Below are 13,778 nucleotides of genomic sequence, written 5' to 3'. Positions count from 1 at the left end.
GCGCTTGATCGAAATTGCGCCAAGTGCCGATTTCCCTCACCCTGCCAGAGCCAACCGGACGGCCGCCGGCGCGAAAGGCTTGATGCTGGTGCTGCCGCGGGTCATCGTCACGAAGCTCGACTGCGGAATCTCATGCCAGGTCCGACCGTCCCGATGGAACGGCTCGGAGACGATGCAGCGGCCTACTGTCTTGGCGAAGGCACCGGTATAGAGCGTCGGCGCATGCTCGTCGGTGGCGTAACGAACGGCGTGCAGCGCCCGACCGTCGCTGAAGGCGGCCGTCAACTTCAGCGACGGTTCGATGCCGGCACGGCGCGCAGCATCGAGCACCCGGCTGGTGGCGCGCGACACCGCGCCTTGTGGATCCTGCGCGAGGCCTTCGCCGATCATGAGCTGAAAGAACAGTTCGGAATCCGTGCTGCCTTCGATCTCGTCGAACAACGTATCGGAGAGCGAATTCTCGAGCGCGCGCCGGATCTTCTCGAAGCCGCCGATCTGGCCGTTATGCATGAACGACCAGCGGCCCGAAACGAAGGGATGGCAGTTCGCGCGGCTGGTGGCGCCGCCCGTCGAGGCGCGCACATGGGCCAGGAACAGGCCGGATTTTATCTGGCGTCCAAGGCTCCTGAGATTGGTATCGGACCAGGCCGGCAGGACATCGCGGTAAAGGCCGGGTTCCGGCCGGTCGCCATACCAGGCTACGCCGAAGCCGTCGGCATTGATCGGCGATTTCGCCTCCTTCGCGCCATGGCTCTGAACGATCAGCGAATGGGAGGGTGCGGCGATGACGTCCTCCAGGAAGATCGCGTCGCCGAGATAGGCTGCCCACCTGCACATTGTTTGATCCTCTGTCGATGCGTTCTGGGCGCGAATGGATTCGCGACCCGTCGAGTGCCACAGATGACAGTTAGGAAGCCTGGGCGTCCTTACGCCGCGCTTACGTTTTGCTGATCTCTGCCTGAATCGGGCAGCCTGGATCTTGCTTCAGCCGACCAGCGCCAGCGGGGCCGCCGCCGGCGCAAACGGCCGGATGCCAGTGCCGCCCCTCGTCATGGTGACGAAGCTCGATGGCGGGATCGTCTGCCAGTCGCCACCGTCGCGGTCGAAGGGCTCGGAGACGATGCAATGGCCGGCGCGTTTCGCAAAAGCTCCGGTATAGAGCGTCGGCGCATGGTCGTCGGTGGCGTAGCGCACGGCATAGAGCGCCTCGCCATCGGAAAAGGCCGCGGTCAGTTTCAACGCAGGTTCGATGCCGACGCGGCGCGAGGCCTCGATGACGCGACCGGTTGCCCGCGACACCGCGCCCTGCGGGTCGCTCGCCAGTCCCTGGTCGATCATCAAGAGGAAAAAGAGCTCGGAATCGGTGGTGCCCTCGCGCTGGTCGAAGACCTCGTCGGAGAGCGAGTTCTCCAGCGCGCGGCGGATCTTTTCGAAGCCGCCGATCTGGCCGTTGTGCATGAACGACCAGCGGCCGGAGACGAAAGGATGGCAGTTCATGCGGCTGGTGGCGCCGCCGGTCGAAGCGCGCACATGGGCGAGGAACAGGCCCGACTTGATCTGCCGGCACAGGCTCTTGAGGTTGGGATCGGACCATGCCGGCAGGATGTCGCGGTAGAGTCCAGGCTCGGGCCGGTCGCCATACCAAGCCAGACCGAAGCCGTCGCCGTTGGTCGGCGACTTGGCCTGGGCGCAGGGGCTTTGAGCGATCAGCGAATGGCAGGGCGCGGTGATGATGTCTTCGAGAAAGACCGCTTCACCAAGATAGGCCGCCCACCGGCACATCGTATTCCACCATCAATCAGGCGCGGTCCAGGAGAGCCTTCGGCTCCTTCGCCGCATGCGAGCCTCTGTTGTGCGTGCGCTCATAGAGCTCGCGAACGATTCGGCTGGCCGTAGTCTCGAACAGAAATGGCAAGAAAGCGTGAACGAGCGCGGCGCCAGCCGCCATCGACAGGCGCGAGCAGAACCAGGCGGCGAAAGCCATATGACCGAAATAGGTCTCGCCGACCTTCTCCGGGTGAGCCGTGAACAGTGCCGTAAACCGTGTCGTCATGGTGATCCCTCCTGCCGGGATGAGTCCCGATGGTGAGTATCTTGCCATACGGCTTTGGTTCATTGGTCCCAAATGGTCCTTGCTTTTTGATATTTTGTGGGACATTCATCCCAACATGGCGACGGAAATCGATGAGATTGATCGAAGATTGCTGGCGGAGCTGCAACGCGACGGGACGCTTTCGGTCGACCAGCTGTCGGAGCGGGTGGCGCTGTCGCGCAACGCCTGCTGGCGGCGCGTCAAGCGGCTTGAGGAGGATGGCGTCATCACCGGCCGTGTCGCGCTGGTCGATGCCGACAAGCTCGGGCTCGGGCTGTCCGTCTTCATCCTGGTCCGCACCTCCAACCACGATCCGGACTGGCTGCAGAAATTCCGCGCGGCGGTGACCGGCCTTGCCGAGATCACCGGCGTCTACCGGATGTCGGGTGACCTCGACTACGTGCTGAGGGCCCGCGTCGCCGACGTAAAAGCCTATGACCGTCTCTACCAACGGCTGATCGCCAAGGTGGCGCTGTCGGACGTCTCGGCCTCCTTCGTCATGGAGGAGATCAAGGAGACCACCGTGGTGCCGGTGGAACTGCGCTGACCGGAACTGCCTTGAAAGAAAGGCGTTGATAGCGTCACGGCCGGGTTGACTGAATCGGTACCCGCGCCGATAGGAGTGGGCTCATGCGCACGGCTGTCCATTCTTCCTCCGTCATCGGCCCCACCGTCGGTTTCGTCAGGCTTCCGCATGGCGAAGGCCTGCCTCTGCCGGTCTATGAGAGCGCGGGCGCCGCCGGCATGGATTTGCGCGCCGCGGTGCCGGAGGACCGGCCGCTGCTCATCCTGCCAGGAAAACGCGCGCTGGTGCCGACCGGGCTTGTCCTGGAAATCCCGGAAGGCATGGAAGGCCAGGTGCGGCCGCGCTCGGGTCTCGCCTTCAAGCATGGCCTTACCGTCCTCAACTCGCCCGGCACCGTCGACAGCGACTATCGCGGCGAGGTGAAAGTGCTGCTCGTCAATCTCGGCGACGAGGATTTCCCGGTGACGCGCGGCATGCGCATCGCCCAGATCGTCTTCGCCCCCGTCACCCAGGTTACGGTCGAGGAGCGCGCTCTCGCCGGCGGCACGACGCGCGGAGCCGGTGGGTTCGGATCGACCGGCACCGCTTGAATGGCAATCCCGAAGCTGGTCATCTTCGACTGCGACGGGGTTCTGGTCGACACCGAGAATCTTGCCAATCGGCGCCTTGCGGAATGGCTGACCGCCGCTGGTTATGCGACCACACTCGAATATTGCCGCAAGCATTTCTCCGGTCACAGCATGGTCTCGGTGCAGAAGGAGATCGAAGAGACGACCAAGGTCAGGCTCGGCGGCGACTTCGTCGAGCGCTGGAATGCCGGCCTGCCGGACCTTTTTTCGCACGGGGTCGACGCAATCCCCTATGTGCGCGACTTCATCGATAAGATGCGGGCCGCGGGCATCGCCTATTGCGTCGCCTCCTCGGCGCGGGTTTCGAAGATGCACATCACGCTCGGGCAGACCGGGCTGCTGCCGCTGTTCGAGCATGCGATGTTCTCATCCACCATGGTCAGCCGAGGCAAGCCGTTCCCGGATCTCTTTCTCCATGCGGCAAAGACGATGGGCTTCGCGCCGGCCGAGTGCATCGTCATCGAGGACAGCGTTGCCGGAACGCAAGCCGGCATTGCTGCCGGCATGCGGGTGTTCTCCTATTACGCCGATCCGTTTTCCGATCGCGATGGCCTGGCGGCGGCCGGCGGCATATTGTTCGACGATATGCGCGACCTTGCCGGGCTCGTGCCGATCCGCTGATCGACACGGCTGTGCACCGCAACGCGCCGTGCTAGCGTGAGCGCATCGAGGGGGGCGCGGACTGTGATTTCCACCTTATGCCGCTTCATGTTTGCATGCCTGCTGCTGCAATGCCTGTGCGCGGCCGCGCTGGCCCAGGCCGTCAGCTTTCCGGAACTGACCAGCGCCATTCCCGGGCACCAGGACGTTACCTATTTCGACCTCGCCAAAATGATCGTGCCTGATCTCAAGCCCGGCGACGACGGCTTCTACACAGGAGGCGCGCCTATCGAGATGCGCGACATCCTAGGCGGCAACGACGGCGGATCGCCGCCCGAGACCGTCAACCTGCCGAATGCGGCGGTGCTGGCAATCAAGGCCGGCGGCAAGGACCGGCTGGCGATGCTTCTCGATCTCGGCCAGTCGCAGGACAGCGCCGAAGGATTTGCCGTGCTGGCGCTTTACGACCTCACGGGCAAGCCGAAGCTGCTCGACTCGGTCAATGTCGGAACCGACCAGAGCACCTATTTTCGTGATCCAGGAAAACTCCCGATCAGTGTGGGTGACGACGCGCTGATCACCATGAGCACGCATTTCAATTCGAACCAGGGCTATGTCGGCACGATCCTTATCCTCGTCCGGAATGACCGGTTCGAGGCGATCGACCAGATCAATACGTTCGACGAGAATGTCTGCGCCTACAAGCGCACGCAGGACCTGTCCTTCCAGACGCACGGTGGCGACAGGCCCTACGCGGCGATCGAAGTAACGGTGACCGATGCCACCAAGCCGAGCGGGGAAAGCTGCGAGGAACCGGCGGCCAAGGCCGCCTCGCACGACATTTCCGTCACCTATCGCTGGGACGATGCCAAATCGCGCTATGTCAGGAATTCCGATGCCTTCGAGAAATTGTCGGCAGAGAACGAGAAACGCTTCTGAACGAACCGCAATCATTTGCCCGGCACCGGCCCGCGCGATAGATTTCTCCCACAACCCCGATCATGATTGAGGATCCATCATGGACAAAGGCAAGATTTTTCGCGATCTGCATGCCTCCACCTTCGTCATGCCCAACCCTTGGGACGTAGGCACGACCAAGCTTCTTGCTTCGTTCGGCTTCAAAGCGCTGGCGACGACCAGCGCCGGCTTCGCCTTCTCGCGCGGCCTGCCGGACGGCGCCGTGACCTTCGAGGCCATGATCCATCATTGCCGCGAGGTGACGGCGGCGACAGACCTGCCGGTTTCGGCCGATCTGGAGCGCGGCAAGGGCGACAGCCCCGAACAGGCCGCCGAAACCATCTTCGCGGCCGAAGCCGCCGGCCTTGCCGGCTGCTCGATCGAGGACCACACCGGCGACCAGTCCAATCCGATCTACGATTTCTCGCTGGCGGCCGAACGCGTCGCGGCCGCCGTCGAGGCGGCCCGGGCGCTCAAGCATGATTTCGTCTTCACCGCGCGGGCCGAGAATTTCCTGTGGGGCAAGAGCGATCTCGACGACACCATCAAGCGGCTGCAGGCCTTCGAGAAGGCCGGCGCCGACGTGCTTTATGCGCCCGGCATCGGCGACGTCGAGATGGTGCGCACGATCTGCTCGTCGGTGAGCCGGCCGGTCAATGTGATGGCCCGGCCCGGCTTCACCATCGCCGACCTTGCCATGGCCGGCGTCAAACGCATTTCGCTCGGACCGTGGCTGACCAATTTCGCCTATGGCATGCTGGAGACGGCAGCGCGCGAAATCCAGCAGGACGGCACCTTCGGCTTCACCCGCGCGGCGATGCCGTTCGGCAAGCTGCAGGCGCTGTTCCGTGGCGGCGACACCGACTAAACCAGCTCCTTCGCCGCAACCGCCTTGTGCAGGTGCACCATCATGGCAGCCGCGAAGAGCGGCGTCAGGAGGTTGAGCAGCGGTACGGCGAGGAACAGGGCGATGACCAGCCCGGCCAGGAACACCGTGCCGGCATATTTGCGGCGCAGCGCCTTGGCCTCCGCCTCGGGGCGGAAACGCATGGCGGCGAACTCGAAGAATTCGCGGCCGAGCAGATAGCCGTTGACGATGAAGAAAGCGGCAATGTTGATGCCCGGCACCAGAAGCAAGAGCAGCGCTCCGATGTTGCCGAGGACGACCACGCCAAAGAATTTGATCGCCAGCACAAGCGAATGCAGAGCCGGCACGGCATGGCCGGGCCGATCATTGGGATAATCGGTGCGCTCGATCACTTCGGTGACATCGTCGAGGAACAGGCCGGCGATGATCGCCGTCACCGGCGCGATGAGCAATGCCAACCCCACGGCCAGAACGATGCCGGCGATGATGCTGCCCAGCCACCCGGCCCAGGACGGCAGGCCCGGGAACAGCGTTTGCAGCCAGGGCCAGGCCAGCCATTCGATCAGGCTTTCCAGGCCGACCCACAGCGCCAGCAGAGCGAGCAGCGTCAGCCCCAGCGTCTTCAGGAAGACGGAGCGGAATTCAGGCGAGAACAGCCGGCTGGCGGCGGCACGGGCGGCGTCTAGGATCACGGCAGGTCCAAGCCCTCATCGAGAAACGACGCCTCGCAGATAGGCCGGCTTGATCCTACGCGCAACTATTGGGCGAGCCGGGTCTGTCGAGCCGGAATCGTCATTGCCGCGACGCCGGCGACGACGAAGGCCATGCCGACCCAGGCCGTGGTCCCGAGGCTTTCGCCCAGGAAGACGGCGCCGATGCCGACGCCGATCGGCACGCGCAGATAGGCCTGCGAGGTGGTGCCGACCGAGCCCAGCGTGTGGATCAGGCGGAAATAGATGACGAAGGCCAGCGCCGTCGAGAAGACCGACAGGCCGAGCAGGGCCAGGATCGATGCACCCGACGGCGCAAGCGTCCATGGCCGGTCGACGACCAGGCTCAGCGGCACAAGGATGACGGCGCCGCAAAGCATCGAACCCGCGGCGGGTATCATCGGATCGAGGCCCTTGAAGCCGCGGCCGAAGATCGCCGCGCCGGCATAGGAGACCGTCGCGATGACGATCGCAAGCTGCGCCCACAATTGATGGCCAAGCCCGCCGAGCGCCTGCGTACCGATGATGAGACAGATGCCGACGATGCCAGCGCCGACGCCGACCAGCTTGCGCGCCGTGACGGGCTCATGGCGCGTGATCAATGCCGTCAGCAGGAAGGTGAAGATCGGCGATGTCGAATTGAGGATGGTGGCGAGGCCGGCATCGACCGAGCGCTCGGCGGCGGCGATCAGCGTGAACGGCACGACGCTGTTGAGGCAGGCCTGGAAGGCGAACCGGCGCCATGTTGCCGCATCGGCCGGCATGGCAAGGCCGCGCCAGCGGATGATGGTGAAGAGAATAGCCCCGGCGATCAGGGTCCGGGCGGCAATGAAGGTCACCGGCGGGATCGTCTCGACCCCGATCTTGATGAAGGTGTAGGAAGCGCCCCACAGCACCGCCAGGACGCCGAGCAGCGCGAGGTCGGTGGACATGTCGGTCTTTTCGGAGATTTCTGCGCCTTCCGTTGCGGGGACGATCCGCTTTGTTGTTACGCAATGCCGGACGGAAAACCGGCACGCACTTTTCCTGGAATTGCTTCTAGCCCATGGCGACGCGGAAATGTTTCGATCGCCGTGGAACCATAGCGGCGAAGGCCGCGGCCGATATGGGCCAGTTGCACGCGAACACTGCCGCAGCCGGCGAACAATCGGCGCCAAGGCCGGCCAGACAGATTTTCGGGGTAGGCAAAGCAATGCCAAGTCGCTAGACCCGCGCCCGGCCCGCATGCCAGATAGCTGGGCAGTACTTGGCGGAGATTTTGATGCCGGAATATGACGTGCTTTGCATCGGCAATGCCATTGTCGACATCATCGCGCAGTGCGACGAGGCCTTTCTCGAGACCAACGGCATCATAAAGGGCGCGATGAACCTCATCGATGCCAGGCGCGCCGAATTGCTTTACAGCCGCATGGGACCGGCGATCGAGGCTTCCGGCGGCAGCGCCGGCAACACCGCGGCCGGCGTCGCCAGTCTCGGCGGCCGCGCCGCCTTCTTCGGCAAGGTGTCGAACGATGCGCTGGGCGACATCTACACCCACGACATCCACGCCCAGGGCGTCGCCTTCGATACCAGGCCGCTCGAGGGCGCCCCCCCGACGGCGCGCTCGATGATCTTCGTTACGCCCGACGGCGAGCGTTCGATGAACACCTATCTCGGCGCGTGCGTCGAGCTTGGCCCGGAAGACGTCGAGGCCGATAAGGCGGCTGGCGCCAAGGTGACCTATTTCGAGGGTTATCTTTGGGATCCGCCGCGCGCCAAGGAAGCCATCCGCCAGACGGCGAAGCTGGCGCATGCGGCGGGCCGCGAAGTGTCGATGACGCTGTCGGATTCCTTCTGCGTCGACCGCTACCGCGACGAATTCCTCGAGCTGATGCGTTCGGGGACCGTCGACATCGTCTTTGCCAACAGCCATGAGATCAAGTCGCTCTACCAAACCGCTTCCTTCGAGGAGGCGCTCGCGGCCATCCGCAAGGATTGCAAAATAGCCGCCGTCACCCGTTCGGAAAAAGGCTCGGTGATCGTGCGCGGCGGCGAGACCGTCACCATCCAGGCCACGAGGATCAAGGAACTCGTCGACACGACAGGCGCCGGCGATCTCTATGCCGCCGGCTTCCTCTACGGCTACACGACCGGACGCAGCCTCAAGGATTGCGGCGACCTCGGCTCGCTGGCCGCCGGGTTGGTGATCCAGCAGATCGGCCCGCGTCCGCGCCAGAACCTGCGCCGCGAGGCCGAGCAAGTGGGGCTTCTTTAGAGCTGCCCAACAAGTACCGTTGCGTCACCGCCAATAGGGTCAAAACCGGCTTCCCTGTCGCGCCCCTGTCACAGAGCGCTCCTACACGCAATCTGGGTGTTCCGCGACTGACATTGCGGCACGCCAAACCAGGGATGTGAAGATGCAAGCCAGCAACCTGCCGGGCCGCGGGGCCCGATGCCGTCTCGATTTTTGCTTTCCGCAATAAGATTTTCAGCAATCGCCGGCGCCTGGGAGGAGCGCGGGCCGCAAGACAGATTGATGACCAGATTCCAGAACCCGTCCGACGGGATTTCACAAGAGGCATTGGCAGGCCTTATAACCGAAGCCGTGCACGAGGCGCTGACGCAGCATGGCGTCATGCTGGACGCCGAGGCGCTTGCTTCAGCAAGCAAGATCGCGGGCCATGTGGCTGCCGCCCTGCCCTTCCTGCCGCAAGCACAGCGCCTTGCCATCAGCTCCTTCAAGGGTGAGTGGACCGACCTTGCCTACGACTTCTTTCGTGTGATGACGAACAAGGCCGCGGGCGACGGTGCGGCCATGTCCGGCCGCGCTCTTGAGCGCTCGCCGCCGAAATCGGAGACAGAGAGGCCTGCGGCCCAGCCGATCGCCGAGCGCGCCGCGGAGCTCCAATCGATGCTGATCGAGGATTGGGCCGGCGAGGTCGCCGGCTCGACCTATCTGGAAGAGAAGCTCCGCATCCCGCGTTCCACGCTGCATCGCTGGCAAAGGCGCGGCGAGGTCGTTGCGCTGCGCAGGGGCGGCCGCAAACATGTCTTCCCATTGGCCCAGTTCGTCGACGGCAGGCCGGTTCCTGGGATCAGCGACGTGCTTTCGGCGATCGCCAATCCGAGGCTTGCCTGGTTTTGGCTGAGCCGGCCTTCGCCCGAGCTCAATGGCCGCGTCCCCATCGAGATGCTGAGGGAAGACATGGTCCAGGACGTCATCCGCGCCGCCCGCACCCTATCCTGACTCCTGTTTCGCGGAGTCGATTTTTCCATGTTTATCCGGATTTTTAGAAATTTATCCGGCAAATCATTCGTCATAAAAATGTAACAATTGGCACATTTGGCACATTTCGCAGATTACCTGGCGTTCCGACTGTACTTATTGTTCAGAATGTCCCATCATTGCATTTATATGACGTGATATTTGCGCAACAAGACTTCCATAAGAGTTCAAAAAGCCGCCCTTCCGACACAATCCCTGTTGTCTGAGGCCAACGATTGGGCCATGTCCAGGGCGAAGAAGCGGCGCCGGTGCGCGTGCTTTTTCAACGATGGGGACGGGGGTGGCAAAGCCGAACGGCACGTCAGGCCTGTCTTGAACCTTTGACTGGAGATTCAAGAAAATGAACATCAAGAGCCTTCTACTCGGCTCCGCTGCGGCTGTGATCGCAGTTTCGGGCGCCCGCGCCGCCGACGCGGTCACCGTCGCCGAGCCGGAACCGGCCGAATACGTGAAGATCTGCGACGTCTATGGCGCCGGCTATTTCTACATCCCCGGCACCGAGACCTGCCTGCGCATCGGCGGCTACCTGCGCTATGACATCGGCGTCGGCGATTCCGGCACGCTGGACGGCGTCAATAACGTGCCGGATCACCAGGACGGCCGCGACCACGACACCTATTACAAGAACATGCGTTTCACGCTGAGGACTTATACCGGCCAGGAAACCGAGCTCGGCACGCTGAAGACCTTCACCGAAACCCGCTTCCAGTTCGGCAACTCCTCGGGCGACTACGAATTTGGCGGCTCCGGCTGGCAGGCCGGCAACAAGACGACCACCCTCAACTTCGCCTGGATCCAACTCGGCGGGCTGCGCGTCGGTAAGGATGAAACGGCATATGACCAGTTCATCGGTTATGCTGGCAACGTCATCCAGGACACGATCATCCCTTACGGCATCAAGGACACCAACGTCGTCCAGTACAATTTCGACGCAGGCAACGGCATCACCGGCGTGGTCTCGCTTGAAGAGGGCACCGGCGTCAACACGATCGACAGCTATGTTCCGCATGTCGTCGGCGGCCTGAAGTACAAGGGCGACTGGGGTGCCATTACCGGCGTCGCCGCGTATGACAGCAACTACGAGGAAGTGACCGGCAAGGTTCGCTTGGACGTCAACGTCAGCAAGGAACTGACGCTGTTCTTCATGGGCGGCTACGGCACCACCGACAACAGTGACGACTTTGCTCCGAGCGGCCGTACCCAGTACAAGCCTTGGGGCGGCAACTGGGCTGTCTGGGGTGGCGGCACCTACAAGTTCAACGAGAAGACGGCGTTCAACGTTCAGGCTTCGGCCGACGACGACAAGAATTACGCTCTCGCCGCGAACGTCGCCTACACCATCGTGCCCGGTTTCACGGTCACGACCGAAGTCGACTGGGATCACTACGGCAACTTCGGCAATCCCTCCATCTACGGCAACTTCACCAAGGCCGACAAGAAAGACAGCATCGGCGGCATCGTTCGCTTCCAGCGCAACTTCTGATCGAGCGCAAAAATCATAAACGAAAGGCCCGCGGCACCGCCGCGGGCCTTTTGCTTTGGCTCAAATAAAGAAACAATCGCCGCTACCGCGTCAATTCCCCGCCGTATAGGACGCGATCGCCGCCATGTTGACGATATCGCTGTCCTTGGCGTTGAGCGACACGATCTGCACGGGCTTGTTCAATCCCACTAGCAGCGGACCGATAACGGTCGAGCCGCCAAGCTCCTGCAGCATCTTGGTCGAGATCGAGGCCGAGTGGAAGGCGGGCATGACGAGCACATTGGCCGGGCCGGTCAGGCGAATGAAAGGATACTGCGCCATGACGCGCGGGTTCAGCGCCACGTCGGCCGCCATCTCGCCGTCATACTCGAAATCGACGCGGCGCTTGTCGAGGATGCGCACCGCCTCCTGCACGCGCTCCGACCGCTCGCCCTGCGGATGGCCGAAGGTCGAGTAGGCAAGCATGGCGAGCCTTGGCTCGTAACCCATGCGGCGGGCAAAACCGGCCGCCTCCTCGGCGATGTCGGCGATCTGCTCGGCGTTCGGCATGTCGTGTACGGCGGTGTCGGCGACCATCACCGTCCTGCCACGCGCCAGCACGATCGACACGCCGATGACGCGGTGGCCGGGCTTGGCGTCGATGATGCGGCGCACGTCGTCGAGCGCGGTGGAATAGTTGCGGGTCACACCCGTGACGATGCCGTCGGCGTCGCCCAGCGCCACCATGCAGGCGGCGAAATGGTTGCGGTCGTTGTTGATCAGCCGCTGGCAGTCGCGGAACAGGAAACCCTTCCGCTGCATGCGCTCGTAGAGATAGTCGGTGTAGATGCCGTTGCGGCGCGACAGCCTGGCATTGATGATCTCGAGGCCCGGCTTGTTGAGGTCGATGCCGGCGTTGCGAGCATTGTCCTTGATGACGTCGTCCCGGCCGAGCAGGATCGCCGTGCCGAGCCTCTGGTTCACATAGGAGACGGCGGCGCGCATCACCTGTTCCTCCTCGCCCTCGGCAAAGACGATGCGCTTGGGCTGGCGACGCACGCGGTCATAAATGCGCTGCAGGGTGGAAGCGATCGGGTCGCGGCGGGCGGACAGTTCCTGCGCGTAGCGGTCGAGATCGAGGATCGGCTTGCGGGCGACGCCGGATTCCATCGCGGCCTTGGCCACCGCCAGCGGGATCGCCGAGATCAGGCGCGGATCGAACGGCACCGGGATGATGTAGTTGGGGCCGAATTTCGGCCGGTTGCCCTGATAGGCGGCGGCGACATCGTCAGGCACGTCCTGGCGCGCCAGCTCGGCCAGCGCCCTGGCGGCCGCGATCTTCATCTCGTCATTGATGGTGGTGGCGCGCACATCCAGCGCGCCGCGGAAGATATAAGGGAAGCCCAGCACATTGTTGACCTGGTTCGGATAATCCGAGCGGCCGGTGGCCATGATGGCGTCGGTGCGGATCTCGGCCACTTCCTCCGGCGTGATCTCGGGATCTGGATTGGCCATGGCGAAGATGATCGGATTTTTCGCCATGGATTGCACCATGGCTGGCGTCAGCATGCCCTTGGCGGACAAACCAAGGAAGACGTCGGCGCCGTCCAGCGCTTCGGCGAGGCTGCGCAGATCGGTCTTGACCGCATGCGCCGACTTCCACTGGTTCATACCCTCGGTGCGGCCCTGGTAGACCACGCCCTTGGTATCGCACAGGATGACGTTTTCGGGCGGAAAGCCCATCGCCTTCATCAGTTCGATACAGGCGATGCCGGCGGCGCCCGCGCCGTTGCAGACCATCTTTGTGGTCTTCATGTCGCGGCCGGTGATCTCCAGCGCGTTGATCAGTCCGGCGGCCGAGATGATTGCGGTGCCGTGCTGGTCGTCATGGAAGACGGGAATGTCCATCAGCTCTCGCAGCCGCTGCTCGATGATGAAGCACTCCGGCGCCTTGATGTCCTCAAGATTGATGCCGCCGAAGGAAGGGCCGAGGAAGCGCACGCAATTGATGAACTCTTCGGCATCCTCGGTCGCCACTTCGAGGTCGATCGAATCGACATCGGCGAAGCGCTTGAACAGCACCGCCTTGCCTTCCATCACCGGCTTGGAGGCCAGAGCGCCGAGATTGCCGAGACCGAGAATGGCGGTGCCGTTGGAGATGACGGCGACCATGTTGCCGCGCGTCGTATAGTCGAAAGCGCGGCTCGGATCCTCGGCGATGGCGCGCACCGGAACGGCGACGCCCGGCGAATAGGCGAGGCTCAGATCGCGCTGCGTCGCCATCGGCTTGGTCGCGACGATCTCCAGCTTGCCGGGCCGTCCCATGGCGTGGAATTCCAGCGCCTCCTCGGGGCTGACGGAGGGGCCGCTGCTTTCGGTTTTCCTGGCCATGATGCTTTTGGTTTCCTCGCCTTCGCGCACCCTTGAGGCAGGTGCATGTTTATGTCTTCGGATTAAGGCTACACGGCAGCGCTGTAAACGGCCAAGCGGTCAGGCCCGGTCCGGCTTGCTGACGAGCGCGGCAATTTCCCGCACGGCGGCCCACCGCATCAAAGCCCTCCGTGCCGGAGAACGGCCACTTCTCAAGCCAGAGGCGCTCGCCGGTCGACCGGGCCGACCATCTCGTCGAAGGTCTCCTGCTGGTCGCGATCCGCCAAAATCCCCGCCGC

Annotated in this window: 14 protein-coding genes; 8 read left to right on the top strand and 6 right to left on the bottom strand. The window is 63.4% G+C overall.

Features of this window, described 5'->3' with window-relative positions:
- Window positions 1–36 precede the first annotated feature (36 nt).
- From LB528_RS11460 to LB528_RS11450, 3 genes are all read right to left on the bottom strand, one after another.
- On the bottom strand, window positions 37–837 hold the full coding sequence (locus tag LB528_RS11460) for a class II glutamine amidotransferase (RefSeq protein WP_224714946.1): 801 nt from the start codon (window positions 835–837) through the stop codon (window positions 37–39).
- A 147-nt stretch (window positions 838–984) separates the two neighbouring features.
- Window positions 985–1,782, bottom strand: coding sequence for a class II glutamine amidotransferase (locus tag LB528_RS11455; protein WP_224714945.1), 798 nt, complete (start codon window positions 1,780–1,782; stop codon window positions 985–987).
- A gap of 16 nt (window positions 1,783–1,798) precedes the next feature.
- Window positions 1,799–2,053: a DUF6356 family protein gene (locus LB528_RS11450; protein ID WP_224511495.1), complete on the bottom strand. Its 255-nt coding sequence runs from the start codon at window positions 2,051–2,053 to the stop codon at window positions 1,799–1,801.
- A gap of 115 nt (window positions 2,054–2,168) precedes the next feature.
- On the opposite strand from LB528_RS11450, the gene LB528_RS11445 reads away from it, so the two are divergent.
- The 5 genes from LB528_RS11445 (at window position 2,169) to LB528_RS11425 (ending at window position 5,672) form a co-directional block, all read left to right on the top strand.
- Window positions 2,169–2,639, top strand: a complete 471-nt coding sequence (locus LB528_RS11445; protein ID WP_224714944.1) for an Lrp/AsnC family transcriptional regulator — start codon at window positions 2,169–2,171, stop codon at window positions 2,637–2,639.
- 83 nt (window positions 2,640–2,722) lie between these two features.
- Window positions 2,723–3,208, top strand: a complete 486-nt coding sequence (gene dut, locus LB528_RS11440; RefSeq protein ID WP_224511497.1) for a dUTP diphosphatase — start codon at window positions 2,723–2,725, stop codon at window positions 3,206–3,208.
- On the top strand, window positions 3,209–3,868 hold the full coding sequence (locus LB528_RS11435; protein WP_224714943.1) for an HAD family hydrolase: 660 nt from the start codon (window positions 3,209–3,211) through the stop codon (window positions 3,866–3,868).
- Between the two features lie 87 nt (window positions 3,869–3,955).
- The gene (locus tag LB528_RS11430) at window positions 3,956–4,786 is read left to right on the top strand and encodes a hypothetical protein (RefSeq protein ID WP_224714942.1); all 831 of its coding nucleotides are present in this window, start codon (window positions 3,956–3,958) and stop codon (window positions 4,784–4,786) included.
- Between the two features lie 79 nt (window positions 4,787–4,865).
- Window positions 4,866–5,672 (top strand): isocitrate lyase/phosphoenolpyruvate mutase family protein, encoded by an 807-nt coding sequence (locus LB528_RS11425; RefSeq protein WP_224714941.1) that lies wholly within the window; start codon window positions 4,866–4,868, stop codon window positions 5,670–5,672.
- On the opposite strand, the gene LB528_RS11420 is transcribed toward LB528_RS11425, so the two are convergent.
- Both LB528_RS11420 and LB528_RS11415 read right to left on the bottom strand, forming a co-directional pair.
- Entirely contained in the window at window positions 5,669–6,364 is a 696-nt protein-coding gene (locus LB528_RS11420) for a sulfate transporter family protein (RefSeq protein ID WP_224714940.1), read from the bottom strand. The genes LB528_RS11425 and LB528_RS11420 overlap by 4 nt on opposite strands.
- A gap of 65 nt (window positions 6,365–6,429) precedes the next feature.
- The gene (locus LB528_RS11415; RefSeq protein WP_224714939.1) at window positions 6,430–7,314 is read right to left on the bottom strand and encodes an EamA family transporter; all 885 of its coding nucleotides are present in this window, start codon (window positions 7,312–7,314) and stop codon (window positions 6,430–6,432) included.
- Window positions 7,315–7,643: 329 nt separating this feature from the next.
- On the opposite strand from LB528_RS11415, the gene LB528_RS11410 reads away from it, so the two are divergent.
- From LB528_RS11410 to LB528_RS11400, 3 genes are all read left to right on the top strand, one after another.
- Window positions 7,644–8,636: an adenosine kinase gene (locus LB528_RS11410; RefSeq protein WP_224714938.1), complete on the top strand. Its 993-nt coding sequence runs from the start codon at window positions 7,644–7,646 to the stop codon at window positions 8,634–8,636.
- 261 nt (window positions 8,637–8,897) lie between these two features.
- The gene (locus LB528_RS11405; RefSeq protein WP_224714937.1) at window positions 8,898–9,608 is read left to right on the top strand and encodes an antitoxin Xre/MbcA/ParS toxin-binding domain-containing protein; all 711 of its coding nucleotides are present in this window, start codon (window positions 8,898–8,900) and stop codon (window positions 9,606–9,608) included.
- Window positions 9,609–9,987: 379 nt separating this feature from the next.
- Window positions 9,988–11,130, top strand: coding sequence for a porin (locus LB528_RS11400; protein ID WP_224714936.1), 1,143 nt, complete (start codon window positions 9,988–9,990; stop codon window positions 11,128–11,130).
- 90 nt (window positions 11,131–11,220) lie between these two features.
- Here the strand turns inward: LB528_RS11400 and LB528_RS11395 are convergent, their stop codons facing one another.
- Entirely contained in the window at window positions 11,221–13,500 is a 2,280-nt protein-coding gene (locus LB528_RS11395) for an NADP-dependent malic enzyme (RefSeq protein WP_224714935.1), read from the bottom strand.
- Window positions 13,501–13,778: the final 278 nt, after the last annotated feature.

Source organism: Mesorhizobium sp. CA4, assembly GCF_020165075.1.
Lineage (GTDB): Bacteria > Pseudomonadota > Alphaproteobacteria > Rhizobiales > Rhizobiaceae > Mesorhizobium.
The sequence above is the reverse complement of the archived record's forward strand: the minus strand, read 5'-3'. Positions and strand labels throughout refer to the sequence as shown.